Annotated in this window: 22 protein-coding genes; 3 read left to right on the top strand and 19 right to left on the bottom strand. The window is 70.7% G+C overall.

Going from position 1 to position 24,115, the window contains the following annotated elements; translation table 11 throughout:
- Positions 1–32: 32 nt before the first annotated feature.
- The 7 genes from MKK64_RS18290 to MKK64_RS18260 all read right to left on the bottom strand — a co-directional run bounded on the left by MKK64_RS18290 (position 33) and on the right by MKK64_RS18260 (position 6,644).
- Positions 33–1,415 carry a class II 3-deoxy-7-phosphoheptulonate synthase gene (locus MKK64_RS18290; protein ID WP_243936296.1) on the bottom strand — a complete coding sequence of 461 codons (1,383 nt, stop codon included), beginning with the start codon at positions 1,413–1,415 and terminating at the stop codon, positions 33–35.
- Positions 1,416–1,570: 155 nt separating this feature from the next.
- Positions 1,571–1,939: an RNA polymerase sigma factor region1.1 domain-containing protein gene (locus MKK64_RS18285; protein WP_147842866.1), complete on the bottom strand. Its 369-nt coding sequence runs from the start codon at positions 1,937–1,939 to the stop codon at positions 1,571–1,573.
- Between the two features lie 55 nt (positions 1,940–1,994).
- On the bottom strand, positions 1,995–3,380 hold the full coding sequence (gene gor, locus MKK64_RS18280) for a glutathione-disulfide reductase (RefSeq protein ID WP_243936294.1): 1,386 nt from the start codon (positions 3,378–3,380) through the stop codon (positions 1,995–1,997).
- Positions 3,377–4,564 carry an O-antigen ligase family protein gene (locus MKK64_RS18275; RefSeq protein ID WP_243936292.1) on the bottom strand — a complete coding sequence of 396 codons (1,188 nt, stop codon included), beginning with the start codon at positions 4,562–4,564 and terminating at the stop codon, positions 3,377–3,379. Before MKK64_RS18275 ends, gor begins: the two co-directional genes overlap by 4 nt.
- Positions 4,565–4,643: 79 nt before the next feature.
- Positions 4,644–5,216, bottom strand: a complete 573-nt coding sequence (locus tag MKK64_RS18270; protein WP_405042593.1) for a DUF2059 domain-containing protein — start codon at positions 5,214–5,216, stop codon at positions 4,644–4,646.
- Between the two features lie 83 nt (positions 5,217–5,299).
- Positions 5,300–6,013, bottom strand: coding sequence for a ribose-5-phosphate isomerase RpiA (rpiA, locus tag MKK64_RS18265; protein WP_243936290.1), 714 nt, complete (start codon positions 6,011–6,013; stop codon positions 5,300–5,302).
- 166 nt (positions 6,014–6,179) lie between these two features.
- On the bottom strand, positions 6,180–6,644 hold the full coding sequence (locus MKK64_RS18260) for a hypothetical protein (RefSeq protein WP_243936288.1): 465 nt from the start codon (positions 6,642–6,644) through the stop codon (positions 6,180–6,182).
- A 175-nt stretch (positions 6,645–6,819) separates the two neighbouring features.
- Here MKK64_RS18260 and gph point away from each other — a divergent pair, with 175 nt between their 5' ends.
- Entirely contained in the window at positions 6,820–7,503 is a 684-nt protein-coding gene (gph, locus tag MKK64_RS18255; RefSeq protein WP_243936286.1) for a phosphoglycolate phosphatase, read from the top strand.
- Here the strand turns inward: gph and MKK64_RS18250 are convergent.
- From MKK64_RS18250 to MKK64_RS18225, 6 genes are all read right to left on the bottom strand, one after another.
- Complete coding sequence (locus MKK64_RS18250) at positions 7,494–10,730, bottom strand: efflux RND transporter permease subunit (protein WP_243936284.1); 3,237 nt, start codon at positions 10,728–10,730, stop codon at positions 7,494–7,496. The two genes, gph and MKK64_RS18250, sit on opposite strands and share 10 nt — an antisense overlap.
- Before the next feature lie 143 nt (positions 10,731–10,873).
- On the bottom strand, positions 10,874–12,004 hold the full coding sequence (locus tag MKK64_RS18245) for a M48 family metallopeptidase (protein WP_409567971.1): 1,131 nt from the start codon (positions 12,002–12,004) through the stop codon (positions 10,874–10,876).
- A complete protein-coding gene (locus MKK64_RS18240) occupies positions 12,001–13,254 on the bottom strand; it encodes a DUF898 family protein (RefSeq protein WP_243936280.1) in 1,254 nt (417 codons plus the stop codon). Before MKK64_RS18240 ends, MKK64_RS18245 begins: the two co-directional genes overlap by 4 nt.
- Positions 13,255–13,287: 33 nt before the next feature.
- Positions 13,288–13,722: a tellurite resistance TerB family protein gene (locus tag MKK64_RS18235; RefSeq protein ID WP_147844056.1), complete on the bottom strand. Its 435-nt coding sequence runs from the start codon at positions 13,720–13,722 to the stop codon at positions 13,288–13,290.
- A 112-nt stretch (positions 13,723–13,834) separates the two neighbouring features.
- Entirely contained in the window at positions 13,835–14,059 is a 225-nt protein-coding gene (locus MKK64_RS18230; protein ID WP_147844055.1) for a YbdD/YjiX family protein, read from the bottom strand.
- 5 nt (positions 14,060–14,064) lie between these two features.
- Complete coding sequence (locus MKK64_RS18225) at positions 14,065–16,122, bottom strand: carbon starvation CstA family protein (RefSeq protein ID WP_147844054.1); 2,058 nt, start codon at positions 16,120–16,122, stop codon at positions 14,065–14,067.
- A gap of 206 nt (positions 16,123–16,328) precedes the next feature.
- On the opposite strand from MKK64_RS18225, the gene MKK64_RS18220 reads away from it, so the two are divergent.
- Positions 16,329–17,195, top strand: a complete 867-nt coding sequence (locus MKK64_RS18220; protein WP_147844058.1) for an NAD(P)-dependent oxidoreductase — start codon at positions 16,329–16,331, stop codon at positions 17,193–17,195.
- A gap of 6 nt (positions 17,196–17,201) precedes the next feature.
- Here the strand turns inward: MKK64_RS18220 and miaA are convergent, their stop codons facing one another.
- On the bottom strand, positions 17,202–18,125 hold the full coding sequence (gene miaA / locus MKK64_RS18215; protein ID WP_243936279.1) for a tRNA (adenosine(37)-N6)-dimethylallyltransferase MiaA: 924 nt from the start codon (positions 18,123–18,125) through the stop codon (positions 17,202–17,204).
- Positions 18,126–18,144: 19 nt separating this feature from the next.
- On the opposite strand from miaA, the gene serB reads away from it, so the two are divergent.
- The gene (serB, locus tag MKK64_RS18210; protein ID WP_243936278.1) at positions 18,145–19,041 is read left to right on the top strand and encodes a phosphoserine phosphatase SerB; all 897 of its coding nucleotides are present in this window, start codon (positions 18,145–18,147) and stop codon (positions 19,039–19,041) included.
- A 6-nt stretch (positions 19,042–19,047) separates the two neighbouring features.
- Here the strand turns inward: serB and MKK64_RS18205 are convergent, their stop codons facing one another.
- The 5 genes from MKK64_RS18205 to MKK64_RS18185 all read right to left on the bottom strand — a co-directional run bounded on the left by MKK64_RS18205 (position 19,048) and on the right by MKK64_RS18185 (position 24,102).
- Positions 19,048–19,434 carry a CCDC90 family protein gene (locus tag MKK64_RS18205; RefSeq protein ID WP_243936276.1) on the bottom strand — a complete coding sequence of 129 codons (387 nt, stop codon included), beginning with the start codon at positions 19,432–19,434 and terminating at the stop codon, positions 19,048–19,050.
- Between the two features lie 161 nt (positions 19,435–19,595).
- Positions 19,596–21,119 carry a Do family serine endopeptidase gene (locus MKK64_RS18200; protein ID WP_147727451.1) on the bottom strand — a complete coding sequence of 508 codons (1,524 nt, stop codon included), beginning with the start codon at positions 21,117–21,119 and terminating at the stop codon, positions 19,596–19,598.
- A gap of 127 nt (positions 21,120–21,246) precedes the next feature.
- Entirely contained in the window at positions 21,247–22,203 is a 957-nt protein-coding gene (gene hflC / locus MKK64_RS18195) for a protease modulator HflC (RefSeq protein ID WP_147843690.1), read from the bottom strand.
- On the bottom strand, positions 22,200–23,372 hold the full coding sequence (hflK, locus tag MKK64_RS18190; protein ID WP_147728693.1) for an FtsH protease activity modulator HflK: 1,173 nt from the start codon (positions 23,370–23,372) through the stop codon (positions 22,200–22,202). The genes hflC and hflK overlap by 4 nt, the downstream gene beginning before the upstream one ends.
- Before the next feature lie 235 nt (positions 23,373–23,607).
- The gene (locus MKK64_RS18185; protein WP_243936393.1) at positions 23,608–24,102 is read right to left on the bottom strand and encodes a dihydrofolate reductase; all 495 of its coding nucleotides are present in this window, start codon (positions 24,100–24,102) and stop codon (positions 23,608–23,610) included.
- Positions 24,103–24,115: the final 13 nt, after the last annotated feature.

Below are 24,115 nucleotides of genomic sequence, written 5' to 3'. Positions count from 1 at the left end.
GATTCGATCGGTCGAGCCGCGGGCCGGCGGTCCTACTCCGCCGCGTCGAGGCGCGGGCGTTCGATCACCGTGCGGCCGCGCTTGACCAGCTCGGCCGTGCGGAACGCCACTTCCAGGGCCTGCTCCGCGTTGAGGCGCGGGTCGCAGTAGGTATGGTAGCGATCCTGGAGGTCGTCGGCCGTCAGCGCGCGGGCGCCGCCCGTGCATTCGGTCACGTCCTTGCCGGTCATCTCCAGGTGGATGCCGCCCGGGATGGTGCCTTCGGCGGAATGGACGCCGAAGAAGCCCTCGATCTCCTGCATCACCCGCTCGAACGGGCGCGTCTTGTAGCGGCCGGCCGAGATCGTGTTGCCATGCATCGGATCGCAGACCCACACGATGCTGCGCCCCTCGCGCTCGATCGCGCGAACCAGGCGCGGAAGATGCTCGCCGACCTTGTCCGCCCCGAACCGGCAGATCAGGCTGAGCCGACCGGCCTCGTTGCCGGGATTCAGCTTGTCAACGAGCCGGATCAGGCCGTCGGCCTCCATCGACGGCCCGCACTTCAGGCCGATCGGGTTGCAGATGCCGCGGGCGTACTCGACGTGGGCGTGATCGGGCTGGCGCGTCCGGTCGCCGATCCACAGCATGTGGCCCGACGTGGCGTACCAATCGCCGGTCGTCGAATCGACGCGGGTCATCGCCTCCTCGTAGCCGAGCAGCAGCGCCTCGTGGCTGGTGTAGAAGTCGGTGGTCCGCACCTCCTGGTGCGTCTCGGGATTGATCCCGATGGCGCGCATGAAGTCGAGCGCCTCCGTCATCCGCTCGGCGACGTCGGCGTAGCGGGACGATTGCGGGCTGTCCTTGACGAAGCCCAGCATCCAGCGGTGCGAGTTCTCGAGGTTGGCGTAGCCGCCGGTCGCGAAGGCGCGCAGCAGGTTGAGCGTCGCCGCCGACTGCCGGTACGCCTCGAGCTGCCGGCGCGGGTCCGGGATGCGCGCCTCGTCCGTGAAGGTCAGGCCGTTGACGATATCGCCGCGGTAGCTCGGCAGGCTCACGCCGTCGAGCGTCTCGGTCGGCGAGGAGCGCGGCTTGGCGAACTGCCCGGCGATGCGCCCGACCTTCACCACCGGCGACGCGCCGGCGAAGGTCAGCACCAGTGCCATCTGCAGGAACACGCGGAAGAAATCGCGGATGTTGTCGGCCGAATGCTCGTCGAAGCTCTCGGCGCAATCGCCGCCCTGAAGCAGGAAGGCCTGCCCGGTGGAGACGCGCGCGAGCGCCGTCTTGAGCTTGCGCGCCTCGCCGGCGAAGACCAGGGGCGGGAAGCTCGCGAGCTGGGCCTCGACCGCTTCGAGGGCGGCCGGATCCGGATAGGCCGGCACCTGCTGGATCGGCAGGTCACGCCATGTCTTCGGTGTCCAACGCTCGCCCATCACACAACTCCCCCGCACCGTGCGGCGATCTTTCCTCCACGCCGAATCCTGGCGCGAAGCGCGGCTTATAGAGTGCTTTTTTCCGGGGTGCGAGATGAGGCCGGCGCAGGCCAGGGCGGATCGGGGGTCAGGTCCCGTATCCGCCTCCGCGAAGATCAGCCTTCGCCGTCCTCGACCTCGATGCCGTGCTCGGCCAGGATCCAGAAGATCGCTTCCAGGTCCTCCGCCGAGACGTCCCGGGGCGGAAGCGCCTCCTCCAGGTCCTCGTAGGTCAGGCAGCGGCTGCGCCGGGCCGCCGCCTTCGTCAGCAGCGCCTCGATCGCGCCCTGGATGTCGGGCGCCAGCGCGTCCCGGCTTGGCAGGGTGGTGGTGAAGGCCGGCCGGAGCGCGTCTGCCAGGAGGCCGTCGATCACACGCTGGCGCCGCGCCTGCGCGTCGCCGGCCGTCGGCACCGGCTCGGCCGGGCCGGCCTTGCCCGGCTCGCGCTTGCCGGGGTCTTTCTTGCCGGAGTCTTTCTTGCCCATCGATCGGATATGGCTCGTGAAACCGCGCCGTCGAGACCCGGCGCGACCGGGATCGTCAGCCGACGGCGACGGGATGCTTGGTCACCTGCGGGACCCGCATGGTGACCAGTTCCTCGGACGCGGTCGGGTGCACTGCGATGGTGCGGTCGAAATCGGCCTTCGTCGCGCCCATGGTCACCGCGATGCCGACCGCCTGGATGATCTCGCCGGCATCGTGCCCGAAGATGTGGACGCCCACGACCTTGTCGCTGGCGCAGTCGACCAGCACCTTCATCAGGATCTTCTCGTCGCGTCCCGACAGCGTCGCCTTCATCGGCCGGAAGCTCGCCTTGAACACGTCGATCTTGCCGAAGATCGCGCGGGCGGTGTCCTCGTTGTGGCCGACGACGCCGATCTCCGGGGTCGAGAACACCGCGGTCGGGATCAGGCGGTGGTCGACGCAGGCCGGCTTCTCGCCGAACACCGTGTCGGCGAAGGCGTGGCCCTCGCGGATCGCGATCGGCGTGAGGTTGGCGCGATTGGTGACGTCGCCGACCGCGTAGATGGAGGGCACCGCGGTCCGCGAGTAGCCGTCGACCGGGATCGCGCCGGCGGCGTCGGTCTCGATCCCGACGCGGTCGAGGCCGAGCCCGCCGACGTTCGGGCGCCGGCCGGTCGCGATCAGCACCTGGTCGACCGTGATCGTCTCGCCGTCGTCCAGCGTCGCGGCGATCCCGCCCGCGACGCGCTCGAGCTTCGCGAGGGTGCGCCCGAGCTTGAGCGACATCCGCCTGGCGTAGGCTTCGCCGAGCGCGTCGCGGATCTCGTCGTCGAAGCCGCGCAGCAGCCTGTCGCCGCGATGGAGCAGCGTCGTCCGGCTGCCCAGGGCCGCGAACACGCCGGCGAACTCGACGGCGATGTAGCCGCCGCCGATCACCAGGATGCGCTCGGGCAGCGTCTCCAGCTCGAACACCTCGTTCGAGGTGATCGCCAGCTCGGCGCCCGGCACCGCCGGTTCCTTCACCGGATGGGCGCCGACCGCTACCAGGATCACCTTGGCGGTCACGCGCGCGCCGCTGCCGACGAGGCGGATCGTGTGCGCGTCCTCGATCACGGCGCGCTCCGGCACCACCGTGACCCCGGCGCGGATCAGGTTGGCGTCGTAGATCCCTTCGAGCCGGGTCACCTCGGCGTCGCGCCTCCGCTTCAGGACGCTCCAGTCGAAGCGCGGTGCCTCGACGGTCCAGCCGAACCCGGCGGCGTCCTCGAACTCGTCGGCGAAGCGACCGGCATAGACCATCAGCTTCTTCGGCACGCAGCCGCGGATCACGCAGGTGCCGCCGACGCGGTACTCTTCCGCCATGGTCACGCGGGCGCCGTAGCCGGCCGCGATCCGCGCGGCGCGAACGCCGCCCGAGCCGCCGCCGATGACGAACAGGTCGACGTCGTAGATGTCGGTCATGACGGGGTCCGATCGGGCGCGGCCGAGGGCCGGGGAAGGGGTGCCTGCGCGGTGCGGTGCCCGGCATCGCGCAGCCAGGTGATGGCAGCGCCGAGGCCGGCGGTCCACCACGCCGCCCAGGTGTTGTGCTCGACCAAGGCGATGGCCGCCGCCGCCGCGATCAGGGCGAGCGCCGTCGCGCGCTCGGCCGAATCCGAACCCGCGACCGGCGCGAGCATCAGCATCGAGACGGCCGCCACGAGCACGGCGCCGACGACGCCGAGCTCGGCCCAGACCTGAAGGAACGCGTTGTGCGGATGGCCGACCGCCAGAAGCGTGCGCATCTCGGGATCGAGGCGTTGGGCCACCGGCGTCTCGGCGAAGCGGGCGGAGGTGCCGAAGCCCGCCCCGACCCACGGATCCGCCGCGACCGCGGCGCCGAAGCTGCGGGCGATGGCGACGCGGGCGCGCGACGAGGAATGCACCAGCCGCTCGTGCGCGGCCTCCGGCATGAAGCGATCGAGCAGGTCGCCCTCCACCGGCGCCAGCGCCACCGCGAGGCCGAGGCTCAGCCCGGCCACGCCGACGGCGAGCCGGCCCGGCACGAGCCGCGCGAGGGCGAACATCGCTCCGCCGGCGATCAGCCCCATGGCGGCGGCTCCGCTCACCGAGCGCAGGATGCCGAGGGCCGCGAAGGCCAAGGCGACGAGGGCGAGAACCCGCCGGCCCTGCCGCCACAGCGCCAGGGCGAGCGGGCCGGCGACGACGGCGAGGGTCAGCGCCGGGCGGTTGTAGACGAATTCCGCCACCCGCTGACCGAGCGCGCGCTGCAGCGGCAGGCCGGTGGCGAGGCCGACGGCGATGGTCAGCCCGGCGAGCACCACCATCGCCGCCGCGAGCGGAGCCGCGAAGGCCGGGATGCGCCCCGGCGCGAGGCGGACGAGGAGGTAGGCGGCGACGAGCGTCGGCAGGAACTCGCCGGCCATCCGCAGCGACAGCGCGGGGAACGGCGTCCAGGCCAGGGTGAGCGCGCACCAGGCGAGGAACGCCAGCGCGGCGAGGCCGATCGGCCTCGCGAGCGGCGGGACGAGGCGGCGCGGGACCGCGCCGGCATCCTCGACGCAGCGCCCGGCCAGGAACAGCACGGCCGCGATGGCGACGACGAGGGGGCTCGACCGGTTGGCCAGCGCCATCGCCAGGGGCATCACGGCGAGCGCGACGGCGCCCGCTGCATATAGACGTCGGGACGGGGACACGGGCCGGCCGCGCGGTCGATTCGTGTGCCTACTGGAGCTGGTGCCCGCGCTTGCCCATCTCGGCGCGCACGCGGACCATGACGTATTCCGAGACTTCCTGGGTCCAGGTCTGCATCGCCTGCACCATCTCGTCGAGGATCTGAGGCTGGGTCTCGACGTAGCGCTTGCCGGCGGGCGAGCGGAAGAACGCCGCGATGTCCTGCAGCTCGGCTTCGCTCAGCTTGTTCGCGTAGATTCGCGCCGCGGTGTCGATGATGCGCTGCTTCTGCAGCTCCATCTCGGGGTTGAGGCCCTGCAGCACCTCGTCAAGATCCTTGCTCAGCTCGGGGCGGGTCACGGTCTGCTGCTTGATCTGCTCGGCGAAGGCCGGAATGATCGAGTCGAACGAGCGCGCGATGCCGGAATTAAGCATCACCTCGCGGGCGAGCGCGAGATGGTTGGCGCCGATCGTCGGGGCGCCGCGCGTGGCCGGGGCGGCGGGCGCGGCCGGCGTCGCGGCGGGCTTCTGAGGCGCAGCCTTCTGGGCCTGGGCGAGGCCGGGCGCAGCGGCGACTAGGGCCGCGACCAGCACGGGGAAGAGGCGGCGGGAGAGGACGGGCATTCCGGGCATTCCTGAAGCGAGGGGAAGAGCCGGCGCCGGCATCCGAGGCCGTCGCCGGGGCGCCGTCGGGCGCGCTGATGCAGCTATGCGAGGCTGCCGATCACGGTGATCTCGGCCTGCCCGTCGCGGTCCTCGGCGAGGATGGCCGCGGTGGCGATCCCGAGGAACAGGCCGTGCTCGACCACGCCCGGCACCGACCAGAGCAGCGCCGACAGCCGCTCGGGATCGGCGATCCGCCCGAGGCGCGCGTCGAGGATGTGGTGGCCGCCGTCGGTCGTGAGCGGCGCGCCGCCGGGGGCCATGCGCAGCGCGACCGCACCCGTGCAGCCGGCGCGCTCGATCGCCGCCTCGACGGCGCGCCGGGTCGCCGTGAGGCCGAAGACGTTGACCTCGATCGGCAGCGGGAAGGCGCCGAGCGTCCCGACGCGCTTGGCGGCATCGGCGATCACCACCATGCGGCGGCTGGCGCAGGCGACGATCTTCTCGCGCAGCAGCGCCGCGCCGCCGCCCTTGATCAGCCGGAGATCGGCATCGACTTCGTCGGCCCCGTCGATCGTCAGGTCGAGCTCGGGCAGTTCCTCCAGCGTCGCGAGGCGGATGCCTTCCCGCGTCGCCGCCGCGTGGGTCGCCTCGGAGGTCGGGACGCCGACGACGTCGAGGCCGTCGCGAACCCGCGCGCCGAGCAACGCGACGAAGGCCGCCGCCGTCGATCCGGTGCCGAGGCCGAGCCGCATTCCGGGCTCGACGAGATCGAGGGCGCGGGCGGCGGCCGCGCGGCGCAGGTCCGGGCCGCTCACGACGACGTCCCGCCGTCGGGTCTCACGAAAGGATGCATGCGCAGGGTGCCGGTCCGTCCCGTTGGGATGCGGCACGCCCTAGCATGGCCGCCGTCGCGCCGGGAAGCCGCGGTACCGGCCGAGACCGGTATTCGGATGACGATCCCCCCGGTGGGATCAGGCTTCGTCAGAACCGGCTGCCCCCCTGCGGCGGCGTCGCGCTCGCGCCGGCCCGGCCCGGGACGCTGCCGACGAGCGGCGCCTCGGCGGCCCCCTCGGCCGACGGGTTGGTCTGCTGGGTGCAGACGACCTGCTCCTTCTTCACCAGCACGAAGCAGATGCTCATCTCGCCGGTGCGGTAGTTCACCCGGAACACGCCCGCCTCCCGGGTGTGGCGCGTCGCCACGAGCCCATATTCCGACGGGGGCTGCGCACCGGCGCCCTCGCCGGCCGCGAAGCAGACGGTGAGGCCGATGCCGCCGGCGCCTTCCTGCAAGCCGTACTGGCACGAGGTGACCTCGCCGGTGACCTTGTCGACCCGATACATGCGGTTGAGGTCGGCCTGGGGCGCCGGAACGAACTCGAACGAGGCGGCGGCGGCGGCACCCGGCGCGAGCAGGCCGAGGCCGAGGGCGAGCAGAGGGAGTTTCATGGGGGGTCCCGGAGGGTGTGACGCCCCTCCTTTCGAGGGTTTTTCGGGCAAGTGTGGGGCGCCGCACGCCGTCTCGCGCACGACGCGCACGGTTTCGAAACCTGCGCGCAACCTTGCCCCGCCGCGGGCGGCCGGCTAGCGAGGGCCCCTCCCCCCGCCGCCCCGGAAAGACCCGATGCCCACCCTGCCGAAGATCGCCGTGTTCGACCTCGACGGCACCCTGGCCGAGACCGCGGGAGACCTCGTCGGCACGCTCAACGTGCTGCTCGTGCGGGAAGGCCTGCCGGAACTGGCGCTCGAGGAGGCCCGCGACCTGATCGGCGCCGGCGCCAAGGCGCTGATCCGCCGCGGCTTCGAGGCCGCCGGCCGCGAGCTGACGCCGGAGCGGCACGAGGCGCTGTTCGGCGACTTCCTGGAGCATTACGGCGCGCATCTGTGCGAGCGCTCGCACCTCTATCCCGGCGTGGTCGAGGCGCTGGATCGGCTCGAGGCCGAGGGCTTCCGGCTGGCCGTCTGCACCAACAAGGTCGAGGGGCTCGCGGTCAACCTGCTCGACCAGCTCGGCATCGGCGGCCGTTTCGCCGCGATCTGCGGGCGCGCGACCTTCCCCTACAGCAAGCCCGACCCGCGCCACATCACGCTGACCATCGCGCGGGCCGGCGGCGATCCGGAGCGCGCGGTGATGGTCGGCGATTCCCGCGCCGACATCGACGCCGCCAAGGCCGCCGGCATCCCGGTGGTGGCGGTCACCTTCGGCTACACCGACACGCCGGTGGACCAGCTCGGGCCGGACCGGGTGATCTCGCACTTCTCGGACCTGCCCGGTGCCGTCGCCGAGCTGCTGTCGGCTCAGGCGTAGTCCTCCGGCACCCGGACCTTGCCCGCGCGCAGCAGCGTGTAGAGGAACGGCACGAACAGCAGCGTCGCCGGCGTGCCGAAGGCGATGCCGCCCATCACGGCGCGGGCGAGCGCGGCGTTCTGCTCGCCGCCCTCGCCCGTGCCGAGCGCCATCGGGATCAGGCCGAGGAACATCGCGCCCGCCGTCATCAGCACCGGGCGCAGGCGCGTCTCGCCGGCGAGCAGGGCGGCGTCGACCGCCGAGCACCCCGTCGCCTCGCGATGCTCGCGGGCGAAGGTGACGAGCAGGATCGAGTTCGCGGACGCGATGCCCACCGACATGATCGCGCCGAACAGCGACGGGATCGAGAAGGTGGTGCCGGTGATGAACAGGCTCGCGACGATGCCGCAGAAGGCGAGCGGCAGGGCGGCCAGCACCACGAAGGGATCGCCCCAGCTCTGATAGTTCACCGCCATCAGCAGGTAGACGGCGATCAGCGCGATGCTCAGGCCGACGCCGAGGCGCAGGAACGCCGAGTCCATGTTCTCGATCTGCCCGCGCACGGTGATCTTGTCGGGCACCGGCAGCGCCTTCTGCTCCTCGTCGACGATGGTGCGGATCTCCCGCGCCACCGAGCCGAGGTCGGAATCCTGCACCGCCGCGTAGATGTTGTAGGTCGGCGCCGTGTTGACGTGGTTGACCACGGTCTGCGTCGCCTCGCGGCGCAGGGTCGAGACGCTGGAGAGCAGGGTCAGCACGCCCGGCTGGTCGCTGTTGGCGCGCACCAGCAGCGGCGTGTTCTGCAGGTCGGTGAGCGAGGCGTTGCGGTATTCCGGCGTCTGCACCCAGAGCTGGTACGGGATGCCGGTCTTCGGGTCGGTCCAGAAGTTCGGCGTCACCTGGAAGGAGCCCGACAGGGAGACGTTGAGCCCCTGCGCCACCTGCTGCTGGGTCAGCCCGAGCTCCGAGGCGAGGCGGCGGTCGACGTCGACGAAGAACTGCGGCGTGCCGACGATCTGGTGCAGGTGCACGTCGACCGCGCCCTTCGTCTCCTTCAGGCGGCGGACAATGTTCTGGGCGACCGCGAGGTCCTTTTCGGCGTTGCGGCCCGAGACCTGGATGTCGATCTGCGCCAGCGTGCCGAAGTTCAGGATCTGCGTGATGATGTCGGAGGGCTGGAAGTAGACGATCACGTCGGGGAAGCGCTCGCGCAGCACCTCGCGCAGGCGCTTCGTGTAGGCGCCGACGTCGCCGTGTCCCTCGCGCAGGTTCACCAGCATCTGGCCGTCGTTGTAGCCGACGAAGGAGCCGTCCGAGAACGCGAAGTTGTAGTTGTTCGAGGGCAGGCCGATGTTGTCGAGGATCTGCTCGATCTCGCCGTCCGGGATCACCTCGCGCACCGTGGCGCCGACGGCCGCGAAGACCTGCTCGGCGGTCTCGATCCGCATGCCGGGCCGGGTGCGCAGGTGCAGCGTGAGCTGGCTCGAGGCGACCTGCGGGAAGTAATCGCGCCCGACGAAGGTGAACAGCCCGGCCGTGCCGAGGAACACCAGCAGGACGACGGCGATCGTCGCGACGCGGCGGCGCACCACGACGTGGAGCAGCCCGAGATAGCCGCGGTGGAAGCGCTCGAAGCGCGCCTCGAAGCCGTTCCGGAAACGCCCGGCGACGTGGATCACCGGACGCCCGAGCCAACCGATGGCCCGCGCCACCCGCCCGCGCCGCGGCGGCGCGACGGCGTCGTGCTCGCCGCCATGTCGCTCGACGTACTCGCGCGCGACCAGCACGTCGATCAGCACCGGCACGAGGGTGCGCGAGAGCAGGTACGAGGTCAGCATCGCGAACACGACCGCGAGCGCCTGCGGTGTGAACAGGTACTTCGGCGTGTCGGACAGCGCGAAGACCGAGACGAAGGCGGCGCAGATCGACAGCGTCGAGATCAGCGTCGGCTTCGCGATGCTGGCGGCGCCCTCGACCACGGACTTGCGAAACGGCTCGCCCTCCTCGAACAGCCGATAGGTGTTCTCGATCGCCACCGTCGCGTCGTCGACGAGGATGCCGACGGCGAGCGCGAGGCCGCCCAGCGTCATCACGTTGATGGTCTGGCCGAGCGCGGCGAGGATCGCGAGCGAGGTCAGGATCGAGAGCGGGATCGAGATCAGCACGACGATGGTCGAGCGCCATGAGCCGAGGAACAGCAGGATCGTCAGGCCGGTGAGGCAGGCGGCGATCGCCGCCTCGTGGATCACGCCCTCGATCGCGGCGGACACGAAGACCGACTGGTCGAACAGCGGCTTGATCGCCATGCCGTCGGGCGCGGCGGCCTGGATTTCGGGCAGCACCTTCTTGACGTTGTTGACCACGTCCAGCGTCGAGGCGGTGCCGTTCTTGAAGATCCGCATCAGCACCGAATGCAGCCCGTCCGAGCGCACGATGTTGACCTGCGGCGGCCCGCCGTCGCGGACGTAGGCGACGTCGCGCACCAGCACCGGCTGGCCGGCCACGACCTTGATCGGGATCTCGTTCAGCGCCGCGATCGCGTCCGGGGTCGCGTTGAGCAGGACCGGATATTGCTGCTCGCCGATCTTGACCAAGCCGGAGGGCACGGTGAGGTTCTGCGCCGTCATCGCGTTGGTGACGTCGAGCGCCGTGAGGCCGAGCGCCCGCAGCGCCTGGAGGTCGAGATCGACCATGATCTGGCGCGGCGTGCCGCCGAACGGCGACGGCAGCGTCGAGCCCGGCACCTGCACGAGGCGCTGGCGGATGCGGTACTGCGCGTAATCGTAGACCTTGGTCAGGCTCTCCTTGGTCGAGGTCAGCGCGAGCTGGATCACCGGCACCGAGGAGGCCGAGAACCGCAGCACGATCGGCGGCTGCACGCCCGGCGGCATCGCCGAGCGGATCGAGTTCATCGCCGAGACGACCTGGGTGATGGCGAGGTCGACGCTGACCTCGCCGTCGAAGTAGATCTTCTGGATCGCGGTGCCCTGGAGCGTCGTCGACTCCATCCGCTTGATGTTGTTGACGTTGTTCGAAAGCGAGAACTCGGCGTAGGTGGTGATCCGCCGCTCCATCTCCGGCGTCGACAGGCCGGTATAGGTCCAGACCACCACGACCACGGGGATGTCGACGATCGGCAGCACGTCCTTGGGCGCGACCACGATCGCGCCGCCTCCGGCGAGCATCATCAGCACGGCGAGCACGTAGGTCGTGATGCGGAACTTCAGTGCGTACTGGACGAGGCCCATCTGGTCTCCGCGATCCGGCCACGGTCCGGATCATCGCATCATGAATTCAGGCGCCACCGAACGCGAGTATTGTTTCGCGATCATGTCCACGCGCTGCGGCTGCGAAGAGGCCGCAGGCCCTTGCGGCGTGGTCGAAGGCCGGCTCAGACCCGCCGTCGCTGGCTCGGACGGGGTTTCGGTGCAGGCTTGTCCGGCCCGTCCGTCGCCCCGGGGCAGATCCCGCGCAGCTGCATCCAATCGGCGTCGCTCAGGATGTGCCTGTCGGGGTCCCGGGCCCCGGCGAGGGCGCGGATCGTCGCGGCACGCTCGCGGGTGAAGGGATGGCTGCGCAGGAGGGCCGGGTCGGCATCCGCCTCGTCCTTGGCGATCCGCTCGAGCATCGAGGCCAGCGCCGCCGCGTCGCCGCCGACCGACCGCATCGCGGCGACGGAATAGGCGTCGGCCGCCCGCTCGGCATCGCGGCTGTAGCCGGCCGAGAGCACGGCCTGGCCGAGGGCGACGATCACGGTGGAGCCGGTGAGGTCGCCGAGCACGAGGCTGAGCAGGAACGACGTGCCCGAGGCCTGGATCAGCGCCCGGGTCGGATCGCGCGAGGCCACGTGCCCGAGCTCGTGCGCCAGCACGCCGGCGAACTCGTCGCCGCTCCGTGCCTTGGCGATCAGCTCGGAGAGCACGACGACGCGCGCGCCCGGCAACGTCACCGCGTTCGCGGTGTCGTGGCGGCGGACCGTGACCGCGAGATCGGGCGGCAGGCCGCGACCGGCCGCGAGGCGGGCGACGAGGCGGTCGAGCACGGCCCGGCCAGCCGGCTCCGCGCAGGGCGGCGGATCGCCCATCAAGTCGAGCACCTGCGACTCCACCGCGGTGCCGAGGCGCGCCTCGATGCCGGCCGGCACCAGCGGCGCGAGAACGCCCGCCGCGATCGGAAGGCCGAAGAACACGGTGAGCAGGACCGCGATGCCGACCGCAAGCGAGCCGGCGACGAGGCGCCAGGTCCCTCCACCCGCGTCCGTGCGCTTGCGCAGGTCGGGGTAGCGGGTTTCGAGACATGCGGCGAACGACGGGTCCACGACCTCGACATGGCCGGGATCGCCCGCGATCCCGAGGCGCAGCAGCGGGGCCTGTCCCTCGCCGGCCCGCAGGTCGATCAGGTTCCAGTCGCGATGGACCTCCGGCCCGGTGATCTCGAGGCGCTCGCCGAGGTGCAGGGTCACCGCGTGCGGCGCGGCGCTCCGTCCGTCGAACCAGCGGCCGGACGCGGTGAGCGCCATCAGAACCCGATCTGCAGCGCGCCGCCAACGTCGAGCGCGTCGGCGAGGCCCTCGTTGAGGCCGCTGCCCGGCCCGTGGCTCGCGGCGAGGATGCGGTTCAGGCCGTCGGCATCGGCCACCTGCGTCGTGGTCGCGACCGCGGCCCAGAGGCGGGCCTGGACGACGCGCACGTACAGCACCGCGAAGGCGAGCGCGCCGCCGAGATAGAGCAGGCCGCCGCCGAGCACCGCCGCCCAGGCCAGCCCGTCGCCGCCCGCGGCCCGCGCGGCGAGGCCGGCGAGCAGCGCGATCAGGCCGACCACCACGACGAAGCCGAGGAGCGACAGCGCGTAGACGAGGTAGGGCCAGTAGAATTGCCGCGCGCGGAGCGTCGAGACGAGGCGCACCGGCCCGAGGCGCGCCGCGTTCATGAAGACCCGCGTCTCGCGCGCCCGATAGAACGGCACCAGCAGGAGCGAGAGGGGAAGGCAGCAGCCGGCGGTGATCCCGAGCGCGACGGCGAGGGTCGCGATCCGGGTGCCGGCATAGGCGGGGTTGAGGATGAGATCGCCGGCCTTGCCCCCGGGCTTGGGCAGCATCAGGTCGATCGGCAGGACGAAGTCGTTGGCGGCGACCAGCGCCAGCAGCAAGGTGAGCACCGGGCCGAGCGCCACCGCGTAGAACAGCAGCCAAGGCCCGAGGAGCGCGCGCCCGCGCGCGTCGGACGCCATCCGGCTGGTGCCGATCAGGGTGTGGCCGATGCGGTAGCGCTCGAGGCTGGCACGCATGAACGGGAAGGCGAGGCCCAGCGTCGCCAGCGTCAGCGCCCACCACAGGGCGGCCCGGCCGGCATAGGCGAGGCCCGAGCCGTCCTGGCCGAGGCGGATGCCGCGCCACAGCGTCCGCATCGCCCGGTAGCGGCGCCCGCGGTAGATCGCGAACTGCCCGAGCAGGAACAGGATGACGAAGGACAGGATCGCCGAGTACGGCACCAGGCTCGGCAGCGCGATCGCCAGGCCGAACAGCCCGACATAGATCACGATCAGCAGCCCGAGGGCCGCGAGGAAGCCGAGAAAGAGTTCGCGCCCGGTGCCGGTGTAATCCGCCGGGCTGCCGTCGACGACGGTGCGGCTCCAGAAGAAGCGCCGCAGGTCGGTCATGTACCAGAAGCGGTAGATGCCGAAGGTGACGAGCGAGAGCAGGAACCCGACGAACGCGAGCCCGGTGAGGCCGCGGAGCCGGGTGTCGAAGGCAACCTGTCCGGTCCGCGACATGGATCCCCTTCCGGGCCTGCGATCGACGGCCGGTCAGCGCAGCAGGGCCGATTTCTCGACCTGGAGGGCGGCGGCGATCTCGTCGAGCGCCTTGTGCTCGACCTCGCTGATGCCGCCGAAATCGGCGACGTCGGCGGCGATCAGGAAGATGTCCTGGCGCTGGTCGAGCGGCCGGTCGGCGATGGCCGCGACGTGGCGCAGGTTCTCGATCCGCCCGGCGCGGGTCTTGGCGCGGGCGATGCCCTCGTACAGCTCCTGCTCGATCCGCAGGGTGTCGTAGGATTTCTGGAGGATCGGGTTGGCGCGCATGCCCGAGATCGCCGACTCGACCTCCTCCTCGTCGACGTCGCCGTCGGCGATCGTCACGTTGGCCGCGGCCGAGACCGCGGCCGCAAGAAACAGGCCGTCGCCGGCATAGGACATGATCGTCCGGCCGAACCGCAGAATGGCGTCCTGGAAGATGCTCATTGCCTACCTCGCACTCGCCTGACTCACGGGAAATGCCCGTTCGGAGTCAAGCGTTTCCCGCCCGCGACCGGGCTGCATCCTCGAACGATCCGTCCGTCACGCCGTTGCATAGTCAACAGCAGCGGAATCCGCTGGTGTTGCCGACACCGAACCGCGCGTTCTCCCGATGGCGGAAGAACTCGATCTCGGTCATCGGTGCCTGGTCGGGATGCGTCCGCGCGACGTGGGCGGCGTAGGCCGCGTAATCGCCCTGCCCCACCATCAGGCGCGCGCCGTCGCAGACGCACTTGGACAGGGCCTTCCAACGGTCGCGCAGGTTCTGCGAAGCGGCCTCCATCGGCCCTACTCCGCCGCGACGATGCGGGCTTCGCTCTCGAGGGCCGTCCAGCGGTCGGAGCGCAGCGCCTTGACGCAGGCGGCGATGCCGAAGCCGGCGATCGCCACGACGAGGCCGATGAACAGTGCGGCGAGCACCGCGTCGATCCGGTCGTTCAGCACGATCTGGCCCATCTGGCCGAGGTCCTTGGCCGGTGCCAGCACCTTGCCTTCCGCCAGCGCGCCCGCGTAGCGCTCGGCATGGGCGAGGAACCCGATCTTCGGGTCGGCGGAGAAGATCTTCTGCCAGCCCGCGGTGAGGGTGCAGATGCACAGCCACGCGGTCGGGATGATCGTCACGAACGCGTAGCGCTCGCGCTTCATCTTGAAGATCACCACCGTGCACAGCGTCAGCGCGACGGCGGCCAGCATCTGGTTCGAGATGCCGAACAGCGGCCACAGCGTGTTGATGCCGCCGAGCGGGTCGGTCACTCCCTGGTAGAGGAAGTAGCCCCAGGCGCCGACCGCGATGGCCGTCGCCAGGATGCTCGGCACCCAGGCGTTGGTCTGCTTGAACGACGGCACCGCCAGCCCGACCAGGTCCTGCACCATGAAGCGGCAGGCGCGGGTCCCCGCATCGACCGCGGTGAGGATGAACAGCGCCTCGAACAGAATCGCGAAGTGATACCAGAACGCCATCATCGCCTTGCCGCCGATGGCGCTGGAGATGATGTGCGCCATGCCGACGGCGAGGGTCGGCGCGCCGCCGGCCCGCGCGACGATGGTGCGCTCGCCGACATCGCTGGCGGTCTGGGCGATCACCTCGGGCGTGGTCGGGAAGCCGAGCTTCGTCACCGCGGCGGCGGCGGTCTCCGGCGTCGTGCCGAGGAGCGCGACCGGCGCGTTCATCGTGAAGTACACGCCCGGATCGATGACGGTGGCCGAGACCAGCGCCATCACCGCGACGAAGCTCTCCATCAGCATGCCGCCGTAGCCGATGAAGCGCGCATCCGCCTCGCTGGCGATCAGCTTGGGCGTGGTGCCCGAGGCGATCAGCGCGTGGAAGCCCGAGACCGAGCCGCAGGCGATGGTGATGAACAGGAACGGGAAGAGCTGGCCCGCCCAGACCGGCCCGGTGCCGTCCACGAACTTGGTCACCGCCGGCATCTGCATGTGCGGGGCGACGAAGGCGATGCCCAGCGCGAGGCCGACGATCGTGCCGATCTTCAGGAAGGTCGAGAGGTAGTCGCGCGGGGCCAGCAGGAGCCAGACCGGCAGGATCGAGGCGACGAAGCCGTAGCCGATCAGCATCCAGCAAAGCTGCGTCCCGGTGAAGGTGAAGGCCGGGCCCCAGACCGGGCTGTCGGCGATCGCGCCGCCGCCGAAGATCGCCGCCATCAGCAGGACGAAGCCGAGGATCGAGACCTCGCCGATGCGGCCGGGGCGGATGTAGCGGGTGTAGACGCCCATCAGCATCGCGATCGGGATCGTCGACATCACGGTGAAGGTGCCCCACGGGCTCTCGGCCAGCGCCTTGACGACGATGAGCGCGAGCACCGCCAGCAGGATCACCATGATCAGGAACGTGCCGAACAACGCGATGATGCCCGGGACGGTGCCGAGCTCGGTGCGGATCAGCTCGCCGAGCGAGCGCCCGTCGCGCCGCATCGAGACGAACAGGACCATGAAGTCCTGCACCGCGCCGGCGAGCACGACGCCGGCGAGGATCCAGAGCAGGCCGGGCAGGTAGCCCATCTGCGCGGCCAGCACCGGGCCGACGAGGGGGCCGGCACCGGCGATCGCCGCAAAGTGGTGGCCGAACAGGACGCTCTTGTTCGTCGGGACGTAGTCGAGCCCGTCGTTGTGGAGGACGGCCGGCGTCTCGCGCTTGGGATCGAGCCGCATCACCTTCTCGGCGATGAACAGCGCGTAGTAGCGATAGGCGATGAGGTAGACGCAGACCGCCGCGACGACGAGCCAGAGCGCGTTCACCGCTTCGCCGCGCTCGACGGCGACGATGGCGAGCGCCGCCGCCCCCAACGCACCGACCAGGGCCCAGGGGCCATGCCTACCGATCGCGCCCATCGTTCCACTCCCGAAGCCGGCACTCGGGGGCCGACGATCCCGCGCGTGATGCCGCAATTTTGGATTGAGGAAAATCCCCATCGCGGCAGCGAGTGGACAACCGCGCGGCGTTGTCGCGATCCGCTTCGCTTCGTCGGCGCCGCGGTTTGACGCTGCGGTGCGCGATACCTAGACCGCTCCATCAGCACACGAGACGGAGACGGATGATGGCGAAGGTCGCGTTCCTGGGGCTCGGCGTCATGGGCGCCCCGATGGCCGGACACCTGGTCAAGAAGGGCCACTCGGTCACCGTCTACAACCGCACGGCCGCCAAGGCCGAGGCGTGGGTGGCGGCCAACGGCGGCGCGCATGCGCCGACGCCGCGCGAGGCTTCCGAGGGCGCAGAGATCGTCTTCGCCTGCGTCGGCAACGACGACGACCTGCGCGGCGTCGTGCTCGGTCCGGACGGCGCGCTCGCCGGCATGGAGGCCGGTGCGATCTTCGTCGATCACACCACCGCCTCGGCCGAGGTGGCCCGCGAGCTTGCCGAGGCCGCGACCGCGAAGGGGCTGGGCTTCATCGACGCCCCGGTCTCCGGCGGCCAGGCCGGCGCCGAGAACGGCATGCTCACCGTGATGTGCGGCGGCGGCCAGGGCTGCTACGACAAGGTCGAGAGCGCGATCGGCGCCTATGCGCGCGCCTGCCGGCTGATGGGGCCGGTCGGGGCGGGCCAGCTCACCAAGATGGTCAATCAGATCTGCATCGCCGGCCTCGTCCAGGGGCTGTCCGAGGGCGTGCACTTCGCCAAGAAGGCGGGCCTCGACGTGGAGGCGGTGCTCTCCGTGATCTCGAAGGGGGCCGCCGGCTCCTGGCAGATGGAGAACCGCGGCTCGACCATGAACGCGGGGAAGTTCGACTTCGGCTTCGCCGTCGACTGGATGCGCAAGGACCTCGGCATCCTGCTCGACGAAGCGCGCCGCAACGGCGCCAAGCTCCCGGTCTCGGCCCTCGTCGACCAGTTCTACGCCGACGTCCAGGCCATGGGCGGCAACCGCTGGGACACGTCGAGCCTCGTCGCGCGCCTGGAGCGCTGAGATCCCTCAGGCGATTTCCGCCATCGCCGCCTCGGGCGCCAGCCAGCGCCACTCTGCTCCCATCTGGTGGCGGAACCAGGTGAACTGGCGCTTGGCGTAGCGGCGGGTGTCGGCCTGCCCGCGCACGATCGCCTCCTCGAGCCCGATCGCGCCGTCGAGATGCGCGATCAGGCCGGGCACCCCGTGGGCGCGCATCACCGGCAGCAGCGGGTCGAGGCGGCGCTCGCGCAGCACCGCGACCTCGTCGAGGGCGCCCCGCTGCATCATCGTGCGGAAGCGCGCGTCGATGCGGGCGCGCAGCAGCTCGCGCTCGGGCGCCAGGAAGATCTTCAGCAGCCTTCGCCCCGCGAGCGGACCGGGCACGCGTGGCCCGTGGAACGCGGCGATCGGCCGGCCGGTGGCGGCGAGGATCTCGAGCGCGCGCATGACCCGGGCGCGGTCGCTCGGCCGCAACAGGGCGGCGCCGGCGGGGTCGCGTTCGGCGAGATCGGCGTGCAGCGCCTCGGTCGGGCGGCCCTCGCTCTCGGAGCGGATCGCGGCGCGCACGGCCTCCGGCACCGGCGGGAGGTCGGACAGGCCCTCCTCCAGGCTGCGGAAGTACAGCCCGGTTCCGCCGACGAAGACGGGCAGTCGCCCGTCGAGACCGGCCAGCAGCGACGCAGCGTCCCGCGCGAAATGCCCGGCAGAGTAGTTCACCGCCCCGTCGACATGCCCATAGAGGCGATGCGCGACGCTTGCCTCCTCCGCCCGATCCGGTTGCGCCGAGAGGATGCGCAGGTCGGCGTAGACCTGCATCGAGTCGGTGTTGACGACGATCCCGCCGTGACGGAGCGCCAGCGCCGTCGCGAGCGCCGACTTGCCCGACGCGGTCGGCCCTGCAATGAGGATCGCCTCCGGCCGCCCCTGCGACGACGCACTTGAAAGCGGCAACACGAAATCGTCGGCTCCGATGACCCTTGTCGCGACCCTGATAGCAAACGAGGCCCGCCCCGCCATCACCGATGCGGTGCTGGCCGAGGCGCGCCTGGTTCTCGCGACCGAGCATCAGCCGCGCATCCTGCACGGCGAGGTCGCCGCCGAGTTGCTGGTGCCGGGGGCTGCGGTCGCCGCGCCGGCGTTCACCGCGCGGTTGCGGACGGCGCTCGCGGGCGAGCCGATCGACGTCGCGGTGCTGCCGGCGGACGCCCACCGGCGCAGGCGCCTGTTCCTCGCGGACATGGACTCGACCATGATCGAGCAGGAATGCATCGACGAGCTCGCCGACACGATCGGCCTGAAGCAGCAGGTCTCGGCGATCACCAAGCGCGCGATGCGCGGCGAGATCGCCTTCGAGCCCGCTCTGCGCCAGCGCGTCGCCCTGCTTCGCGACGTGTCGGCCGGCGTCGTCGACGCGCTGATCCGCGACCGGCTGACCCTGACGCCGGGCGGTCGCACGCTCGTGCACACGATGAAGGCGCACGGCGCACGCACCTGCCTGGTGTCGGGCGGCTTCACGCTGTTCACCGGGCCGATCGCCGAAGCGCTCGGCTTCGACGAGCATCACGCCAACCGGCTCGGTCTCTCGGACGGGCGCCTGACCGGCATGGTGGACGACCCGATCGTCGGGCGTGCCGAGAAGCGCGCGACGCTGATCGCGCTCCGCGATGGCCTCGGACTGGACGTTGCGGAGACGATGGCGGTCGGCGACGGGGCCAACGACCTCGACATGCTCGGCGAAGCGGGCCTCGGCGTGGCGTTTCGCGCGAAGCCGGCTGTGGCCGCCGCGGCGCGCGCCCGGATCGAGCACGGCGACCTGAGCGCGCTGCTCTACCTGCAGGGCTACATGGCGAGCGAGTTCGTCGCCTGACCGCCGTCAGTGCAGGCTGCGGACGAGCGCGACGACCGCGCCGAGGATCGCGACCGTCTGGAACCCGATCATCCCGAACATCCACTTGATGATGTTGGACTTCGCCGTCGCGATGTCCATGCGGGTTGCTAGACGCAGGGCATCGATGTCCGCCTTCGTCGAGAAGCGCAGCGCATCGATGTCATGTCGGACCGCGACGATGTCGGCCTGCGTCGTCACGCGGAACGCTTCGATGTCGTGCCGGACATCCGCGATGTCGGTCTTGGTCGGAATGCCGCTGGCGAACACCTCGGACATGGCGTCCGCCATCCCCTCCGCCTGCTCCGGCGTGAGGTGAGCCTTCTCGTGCAGGTTGCGCGCGAACTTCAACGTATCGAAGGCGATGGCGTTCACGGGGGCGGCCGACTCGCGCGCGGGCATCCGCCGGATGCGAAGGGTGACGGGTTCGGTCCTTGCGGGCAAGGCATCCGCCAGCTTTCGTCCGCCACCAAAGAGAACGCCGCCGCCCGGATCGGGCGGCGGCGTCGGTTCGTGCCGTTATCTTCGCGAAAAGGTCAGTCCAGGCCGATCGCCACGAACCGGACGTCGCCAGTCGCGCTGGCGACCAGCAGAAGCACCGACTTGCGGGAATCCTTGCGAAGAGCCTCGACGCGCTTGGTCACGTCGGCCGGCGTGTTGACCGCCTCCTGCCCGACCTCGACGATGACTTCGCCCGGCTGGATGCGCTTGTCGGCCGCGGTCGAGTTCGGGTCGACGCGGGTGACGACCACGCCCTTCACGCCGTCCTTGATGCTGTACTTCCGGCGAAGCTCGTCGGTAAGGCCCGAGAGGTTGAGGCCGAGCGCCTGACGCGTGGCGCTCTCGGCCTCGGGCTGGCGAAGGTTGGCGAGCTGCGGCTTGTCGCTGTCCTCGAGACGGCCGAGCGTCACGGCCTTGGTGCTCTCCTCGCCCTTCCGGACGACGACGACGTCGACCTTCTGCCCGACCGGGGTCGAGGCGACGATGCGCGGCAGGTCGCTCGAGGCCTTCACCGCCGTGCCGTTGAACTTGACGATCACGTCGCCGACCTCGAGGCCCGAGGTCTTGGCCGGCCCCTTCTCGTCGACGCCGGCGATCAGCGCGCCCTTGGCGCCCCCCTTCAGCCCGAGCGCTTCGGCGGTAGCGTCATCCACGTTCTGGATACGCACGCCGAGCCAGCCGCGACGGACCTCGCCGAACTCGCGGAGCTGGTCGATCACCGGCTTGGCCGAGCTCGACGGGACGGCGAAGCCGATGCCGACGGAGCCGCCGGTCGGCGACAGGATCGCCGTGTTGATGCCGATCACCTCGCCGTCCATGTTGAACAGCGGGCCGCCCGAATTGCCCTTGTTGATGGCCGCATCGGTCTGCAGGTAGTTGTCGTAGGGACCGGACTCGATGTTGCGGCCGCGCGCCGAGACGATGCCGGCCGACACTGAGCCGCCGAGGCCGAACGGGTTGCCGATCGCAATGACCCAGTCGCCGGCGCGCATCTTGTCCGAATCGCCGAACGGCACCGCCTTCAGCGGGCGCTCCGCCGTCGGCTTCACGCGCAGCACGGCGAGGTCGATCTTGGAATCCTTGCCGATGATCTCGGCCTTCAGCTTCGTGCCGTCGTGCAGGATCACCTGGATGTCGTTGGCGTCGCCGATGACGTGGTTGTTCGTCACCACGATCCCGGACGCGTCGATGATGAAGCCGGAGCCGAGCGAGCTCGACTTACGCTGCTGGCGCGGGTTGTCGCTCTCGCCGCGCTGCTCCGGGCCGCCGCGCCCGCCGCGCTTGTTGAAGAATTCCTCGAACAGATCCTCGAACGGGGTCCCGGGCGGCAGTTGAGGGCCGGCGCGGTTGCCGGGGCGCGCTTCGACGGTGGTCGACGCCGAGATGTTGACCACTGCGTCGTCGACCTTCTCCGCGAGGTCGGCGAGCGAATCCGGGCCCTTGGCATAGGCCGGCATCGCCACGGACGAGGATGCGATCAGGATCGCGGCGGCGACGGACCGCGCGGATCGGCGGAACCGGGCGAGGGGATGCGCGGGCGCGCTCGCGGCGGGGTGCATGATCGACCTCTTCAAGAACGCGTTTCCGGTGCTGTCGGGTGCCGCCAATCGGCGGCTGGCGGTTCGATGGCCGCCTTAAGATCGGCGGCGGTCCGCCCCGTTCAAGGGCAGGCCGCCTGCGTCATGGTCAGCGTGCCGGGCCGGTCGAGCCGGTCGTCGCCGCCGGGTCGGACCCGCGCGGCGCCCCGCCCTGAGCCGCCTTTCCCTGCGGATCGCTGAAGTAGCGGAAGAAGTCCGAGTTCGGGCTCATCACCAGCCGGGTCTCGTTCCCCTTCAGCCCGGTCTCGTAGGCCTGCATCGAGCGATAGAAGCTGAAGAAGCCCGCATCCTTCCCGAAGGCCTCCGCGAGGATGCGGTTCTTGTCCGCGTCGCCCTGGCCGCGCAGCTTCTCCGCCGTCTGGGTCGCGTCGGCGAGAATCACGGTCACGTCCCGGTCGGCCTTCGCCTTGATCGTCGCGGCGATCTGGTCGCCGTTGGCGCGGATGTCGGCGGCCTCGCGCTCGCGCTCCGTCTTCATCCGGCGATAGACCGCGACGCTGTTCTGGGCGGGCAGGTCGACGCGGGTCATCCGCAGGTCGACGATCTGCACGCCGAGCGCCTTGGCCTCCCGGTTCACGTCCTCCTGGATCTGGTTCATCAGGCGGGTGCGCTCGGTCTTGACGATGGCGTCGCGTGTCGAGCGCGCCAGGACGTTGCGCAGGGACGAGTTGGTGAAGCTCGCGAGGCGCTGGTTGGCCAGCGCGACGTTGTTCACCGACTGGTAGAACCGCAGCGGATCGACGATCCGGTAGCGGGCGAAGGCGTCGACCTCGAGGTTCTGCCGGTCGGCGGTCAGGAGCGTCTGCACCGGCAGGTCGAGGTCGAGGACGCGCTTGTCGAAGAGCACCACGTTCTCGACGAAGGGCAGCTTGAAGTAGAGCCCGGGCTTGTCCTCGCCGGTCTGGTTCAGGACGGCGCGGACGCGGCCGAACTGAAGCACCAGCGCCTGCTGCATCTGCCCGACGGTGAAGACCGAGGCATAGAAGGCGAGTGCGAGGGCGGCGGCGACGACCGCCGAGCCCGTGCGGATGGCCTGTGCGTTCATCGGGCCGCTCCATTGGTCTGCGCCGGGGCGGGGGTGCGGGACCCGAACTCGGCCAGCGGCAGCACCGGCACGACGCCCGCGGCACCGGTCGCGCCGGAGCCGGCGACGCCCTGATCGATGATCACCTTGTTCACGGAGCCGAGCACCTTCTCCATCGTCTCCAGGAAGATCCGCTCGCGGCTGATCGCCGGGGCGGTCTTGTAGGAGGCGTAGACCTCGTCGAAGCGCGCGGCCTGGCCCGTCGCGTCGGCGGTCGCCTTGGTCTTGTAGGCTTCCGCCGCCTGGACGATCTGCGAGGCACGGCCGCGGGCCTGCGGGACCTCGCGGCTGGCATAGGTCTTGGCCTCGTTCTGCGCCGTGTCGGCGTCCTGCTGGGCCGCGTTCACGTCGATGAAGGCGGGCCGGACTTCCGGCGGCGGGTTGACGCTGACGAGCTGCACCACCTCGATGCGCACGCCGGCGCCGTACTCGTCGAGCGCGTTCTGGGTGATCTCCTTGACCTCCTGCGCGACGCTCGACTGCTCGTTCGTCAGGATCGCCTGGATGTTGCGGCGGCCGACCACCTCGCGCATCGCGCTCTCGGCGATCGCCTTGATCGTGCCTTCCGGGTTCTGGAGATTGAACACGTAGTCCGAGGCCTTGAGCGGGTTCACGCGCCACTGCACCTCGAAGTCGAGGTCGACGATGTTCTCGTCACCCGTCAGCATCAGGCTCTCGTCCGGCATGTCACGCGAGCGCGCCTGGGTTCCGCCGCCGGAGCGGAAGCCGACCTGGATCGAGTTCACCTGGCCGACATTCGGCTTGATCACGCCGCCGACCGGATAGGGGAAGTTGTAGCGCAGACCCTCGCCCTTGGAGCCGACGTAGCGCCCGAAGATCGTCTCGATGCCGACCTGGTTGGGGGCGACGGTGTAGAAGCCGGTCGCGAGCCAGAGGCCCACCGCCAAGGCGCCGATCACCACGAAGCTCTTGCCGCCGCCGAGCGAGCCGCCCGGCATCACGCCGCGCAGGCGGTCCTGGCCGCGGCGCAGAAGATCCTCGAGATTGGGCGGTGTCTTGCCGCCACCGCCGCCGCCGCTGCCCCAGGGGCCGCCGCCATTGCCGCCGCCGCCACGACCCCAGGGACCTCCCCCGCCGCCACTGCCGCCGCTCTGATTGCTCCAAGGCATGCTAGCCGTCTTCTCCTGCCTGCTGCGGGATTGCCCGCGCGCCAACGGTTCGAACCGCCCGAACGGCCCGCGACCGTGTCCAAACCTGCCCGGATGAGGCAGCCACCGGAACGAGCGGAGGCCTACGCACCTGCGAGGGACCGTCGCCTGCTGTCAAGGCAAGCAGGTGGGCATCGGCGCCGCCTTTGGCAACCGCGACCGGACGCCCCTCCACATCCGAGGGAAATCGTGGTTTTCACGGGATGCGTTCGAGGTCCACGAACGTGTAGGCGTGCTCGTCGTGCGGATCGGCCGGATGCGCCTCGCGGAAGGTCTCGCGAAACAGGGTCCGGTCGAAGGCGGGGAAGCGCGTATCGCCGTCCGGGCTCGCCGCGACCTCGGTCAGCCTGAGGGCGTCGGCATGGGGGAGCGCGAGCCGGTAGATCTCGGCGCCGCCGACCACCATCAGCTCCTCGGCCGCCGCGGCCGCCAGCGCCTGCGACCAATCGTGAACCGTCTCGATCCCGTCGGCCGCGAAGGCGGGATCGCGGGTCATGACCAGCGTGCGGCGACCCGGCAGGGGGCGGCCGATCGAGGCGTAGGTCTTGCGCCCCATCAGCATCGGCTTGCCCATGGTCACCGCCTTGAACCGTTTCAGGTCGCCGCGCAGGTGCCACGCGAGCCCGTTGTCCCGGCCGATCACGCCGTTCTCGGCCAAGGCTACCACCAAGGTGATCTTGACCGGCCGCATACCGGCCCCGTGC

It is taken from the genome of Methylobacterium sp. E-025 (assembly GCF_022829705.1).
GTDB lineage: Bacteria > Pseudomonadota > Alphaproteobacteria > Rhizobiales > Beijerinckiaceae > Methylobacterium.
The sequence above is the reverse complement of the archived record's forward strand: the minus strand, read 5'-3'. Positions and strand labels throughout refer to the sequence as shown.

Bases quoted from the DNA above. Each gene is read 5' to 3' on its own strand.
- MKK64_RS18290 (WP_243936296.1), bottom strand. From the start codon at position 1,415: ATGGGCGAGCGTTGGACACCGAAGACATGGCGTGACCTGCCGATCCAG.
- MKK64_RS18285 (WP_147842866.1), bottom strand. From the start codon at position 1,939: ATGGGCAAGAAAGACTCCGGCAAGAAAGACCCCGGCAAGCGCGAGCCG.
- gor (WP_243936294.1), bottom strand. From the start codon at position 3,380: ATGACCGACATCTACGACGTCGACCTGTTCGTCATCGGCGGCGGCTCG.
- MKK64_RS18275 (WP_243936292.1), bottom strand. From the start codon at position 4,564: ATGCCCCTGGCGATGGCGCTGGCCAACCGGTCGAGCCCCCTCGTCGTC.
- MKK64_RS18270 (WP_405042593.1), bottom strand. From the start codon at position 5,216: ATGCCCGTCCTCTCCCGCCGCCTCTTCCCCGTGCTGGTCGCGGCCCTA.
- MKK64_RS18260 (WP_243936288.1), bottom strand. From the start codon at position 6,644: ATGAAACTCCCTCTGCTCGCCCTCGGCCTCGGCCTGCTCGCGCCGGGT.
- gph (WP_243936286.1), top strand. From the start codon at position 6,820: ATGCCCACCCTGCCGAAGATCGCCGTGTTCGACCTCGACGGCACCCTG.
- MKK64_RS18250 (WP_243936284.1), bottom strand. From the start codon at position 10,730: ATGGGCCTCGTCCAGTACGCACTGAAGTTCCGCATCACGACCTACGTG.
- MKK64_RS18240 (WP_243936280.1), bottom strand. From the start codon at position 13,254: ATGTCGCGGACCGGACAGGTTGCCTTCGACACCCGGCTCCGCGGCCTC.
- MKK64_RS18235 (WP_147844056.1), bottom strand. From the start codon at position 13,722: ATGAGCATCTTCCAGGACGCCATTCTGCGGTTCGGCCGGACGATCATG.
- MKK64_RS18230 (WP_147844055.1), bottom strand. From the start codon at position 14,059: ATGGAGGCCGCTTCGCAGAACCTGCGCGACCGTTGGAAGGCCCTGTCC.
- MKK64_RS18225 (WP_147844054.1), bottom strand. From the start codon at position 16,122: ATGGGCGCGATCGGTAGGCATGGCCCCTGGGCCCTGGTCGGTGCGTTG.
- MKK64_RS18220 (WP_147844058.1), top strand. From the start codon at position 16,329: ATGGCGAAGGTCGCGTTCCTGGGGCTCGGCGTCATGGGCGCCCCGATG.
- serB (WP_243936278.1), top strand. From the start codon at position 18,145: ATGACCCTTGTCGCGACCCTGATAGCAAACGAGGCCCGCCCCGCCATC.
- MKK64_RS18200 (WP_147727451.1), bottom strand. From the start codon at position 21,119: ATGCACCCCGCCGCGAGCGCGCCCGCGCATCCCCTCGCCCGGTTCCGC.
- hflC (WP_147843690.1), bottom strand. From the start codon at position 22,203: ATGAACGCACAGGCCATCCGCACGGGCTCGGCGGTCGTCGCCGCCGCC.
- hflK (WP_147728693.1), bottom strand. From the start codon at position 23,372: ATGCCTTGGAGCAATCAGAGCGGCGGCAGTGGCGGCGGGGGAGGTCCC.
- MKK64_RS18185 (WP_243936393.1), bottom strand. From the start codon at position 24,102: ATGCGGCCGGTCAAGATCACCTTGGTGGTAGCCTTGGCCGAGAACGGC.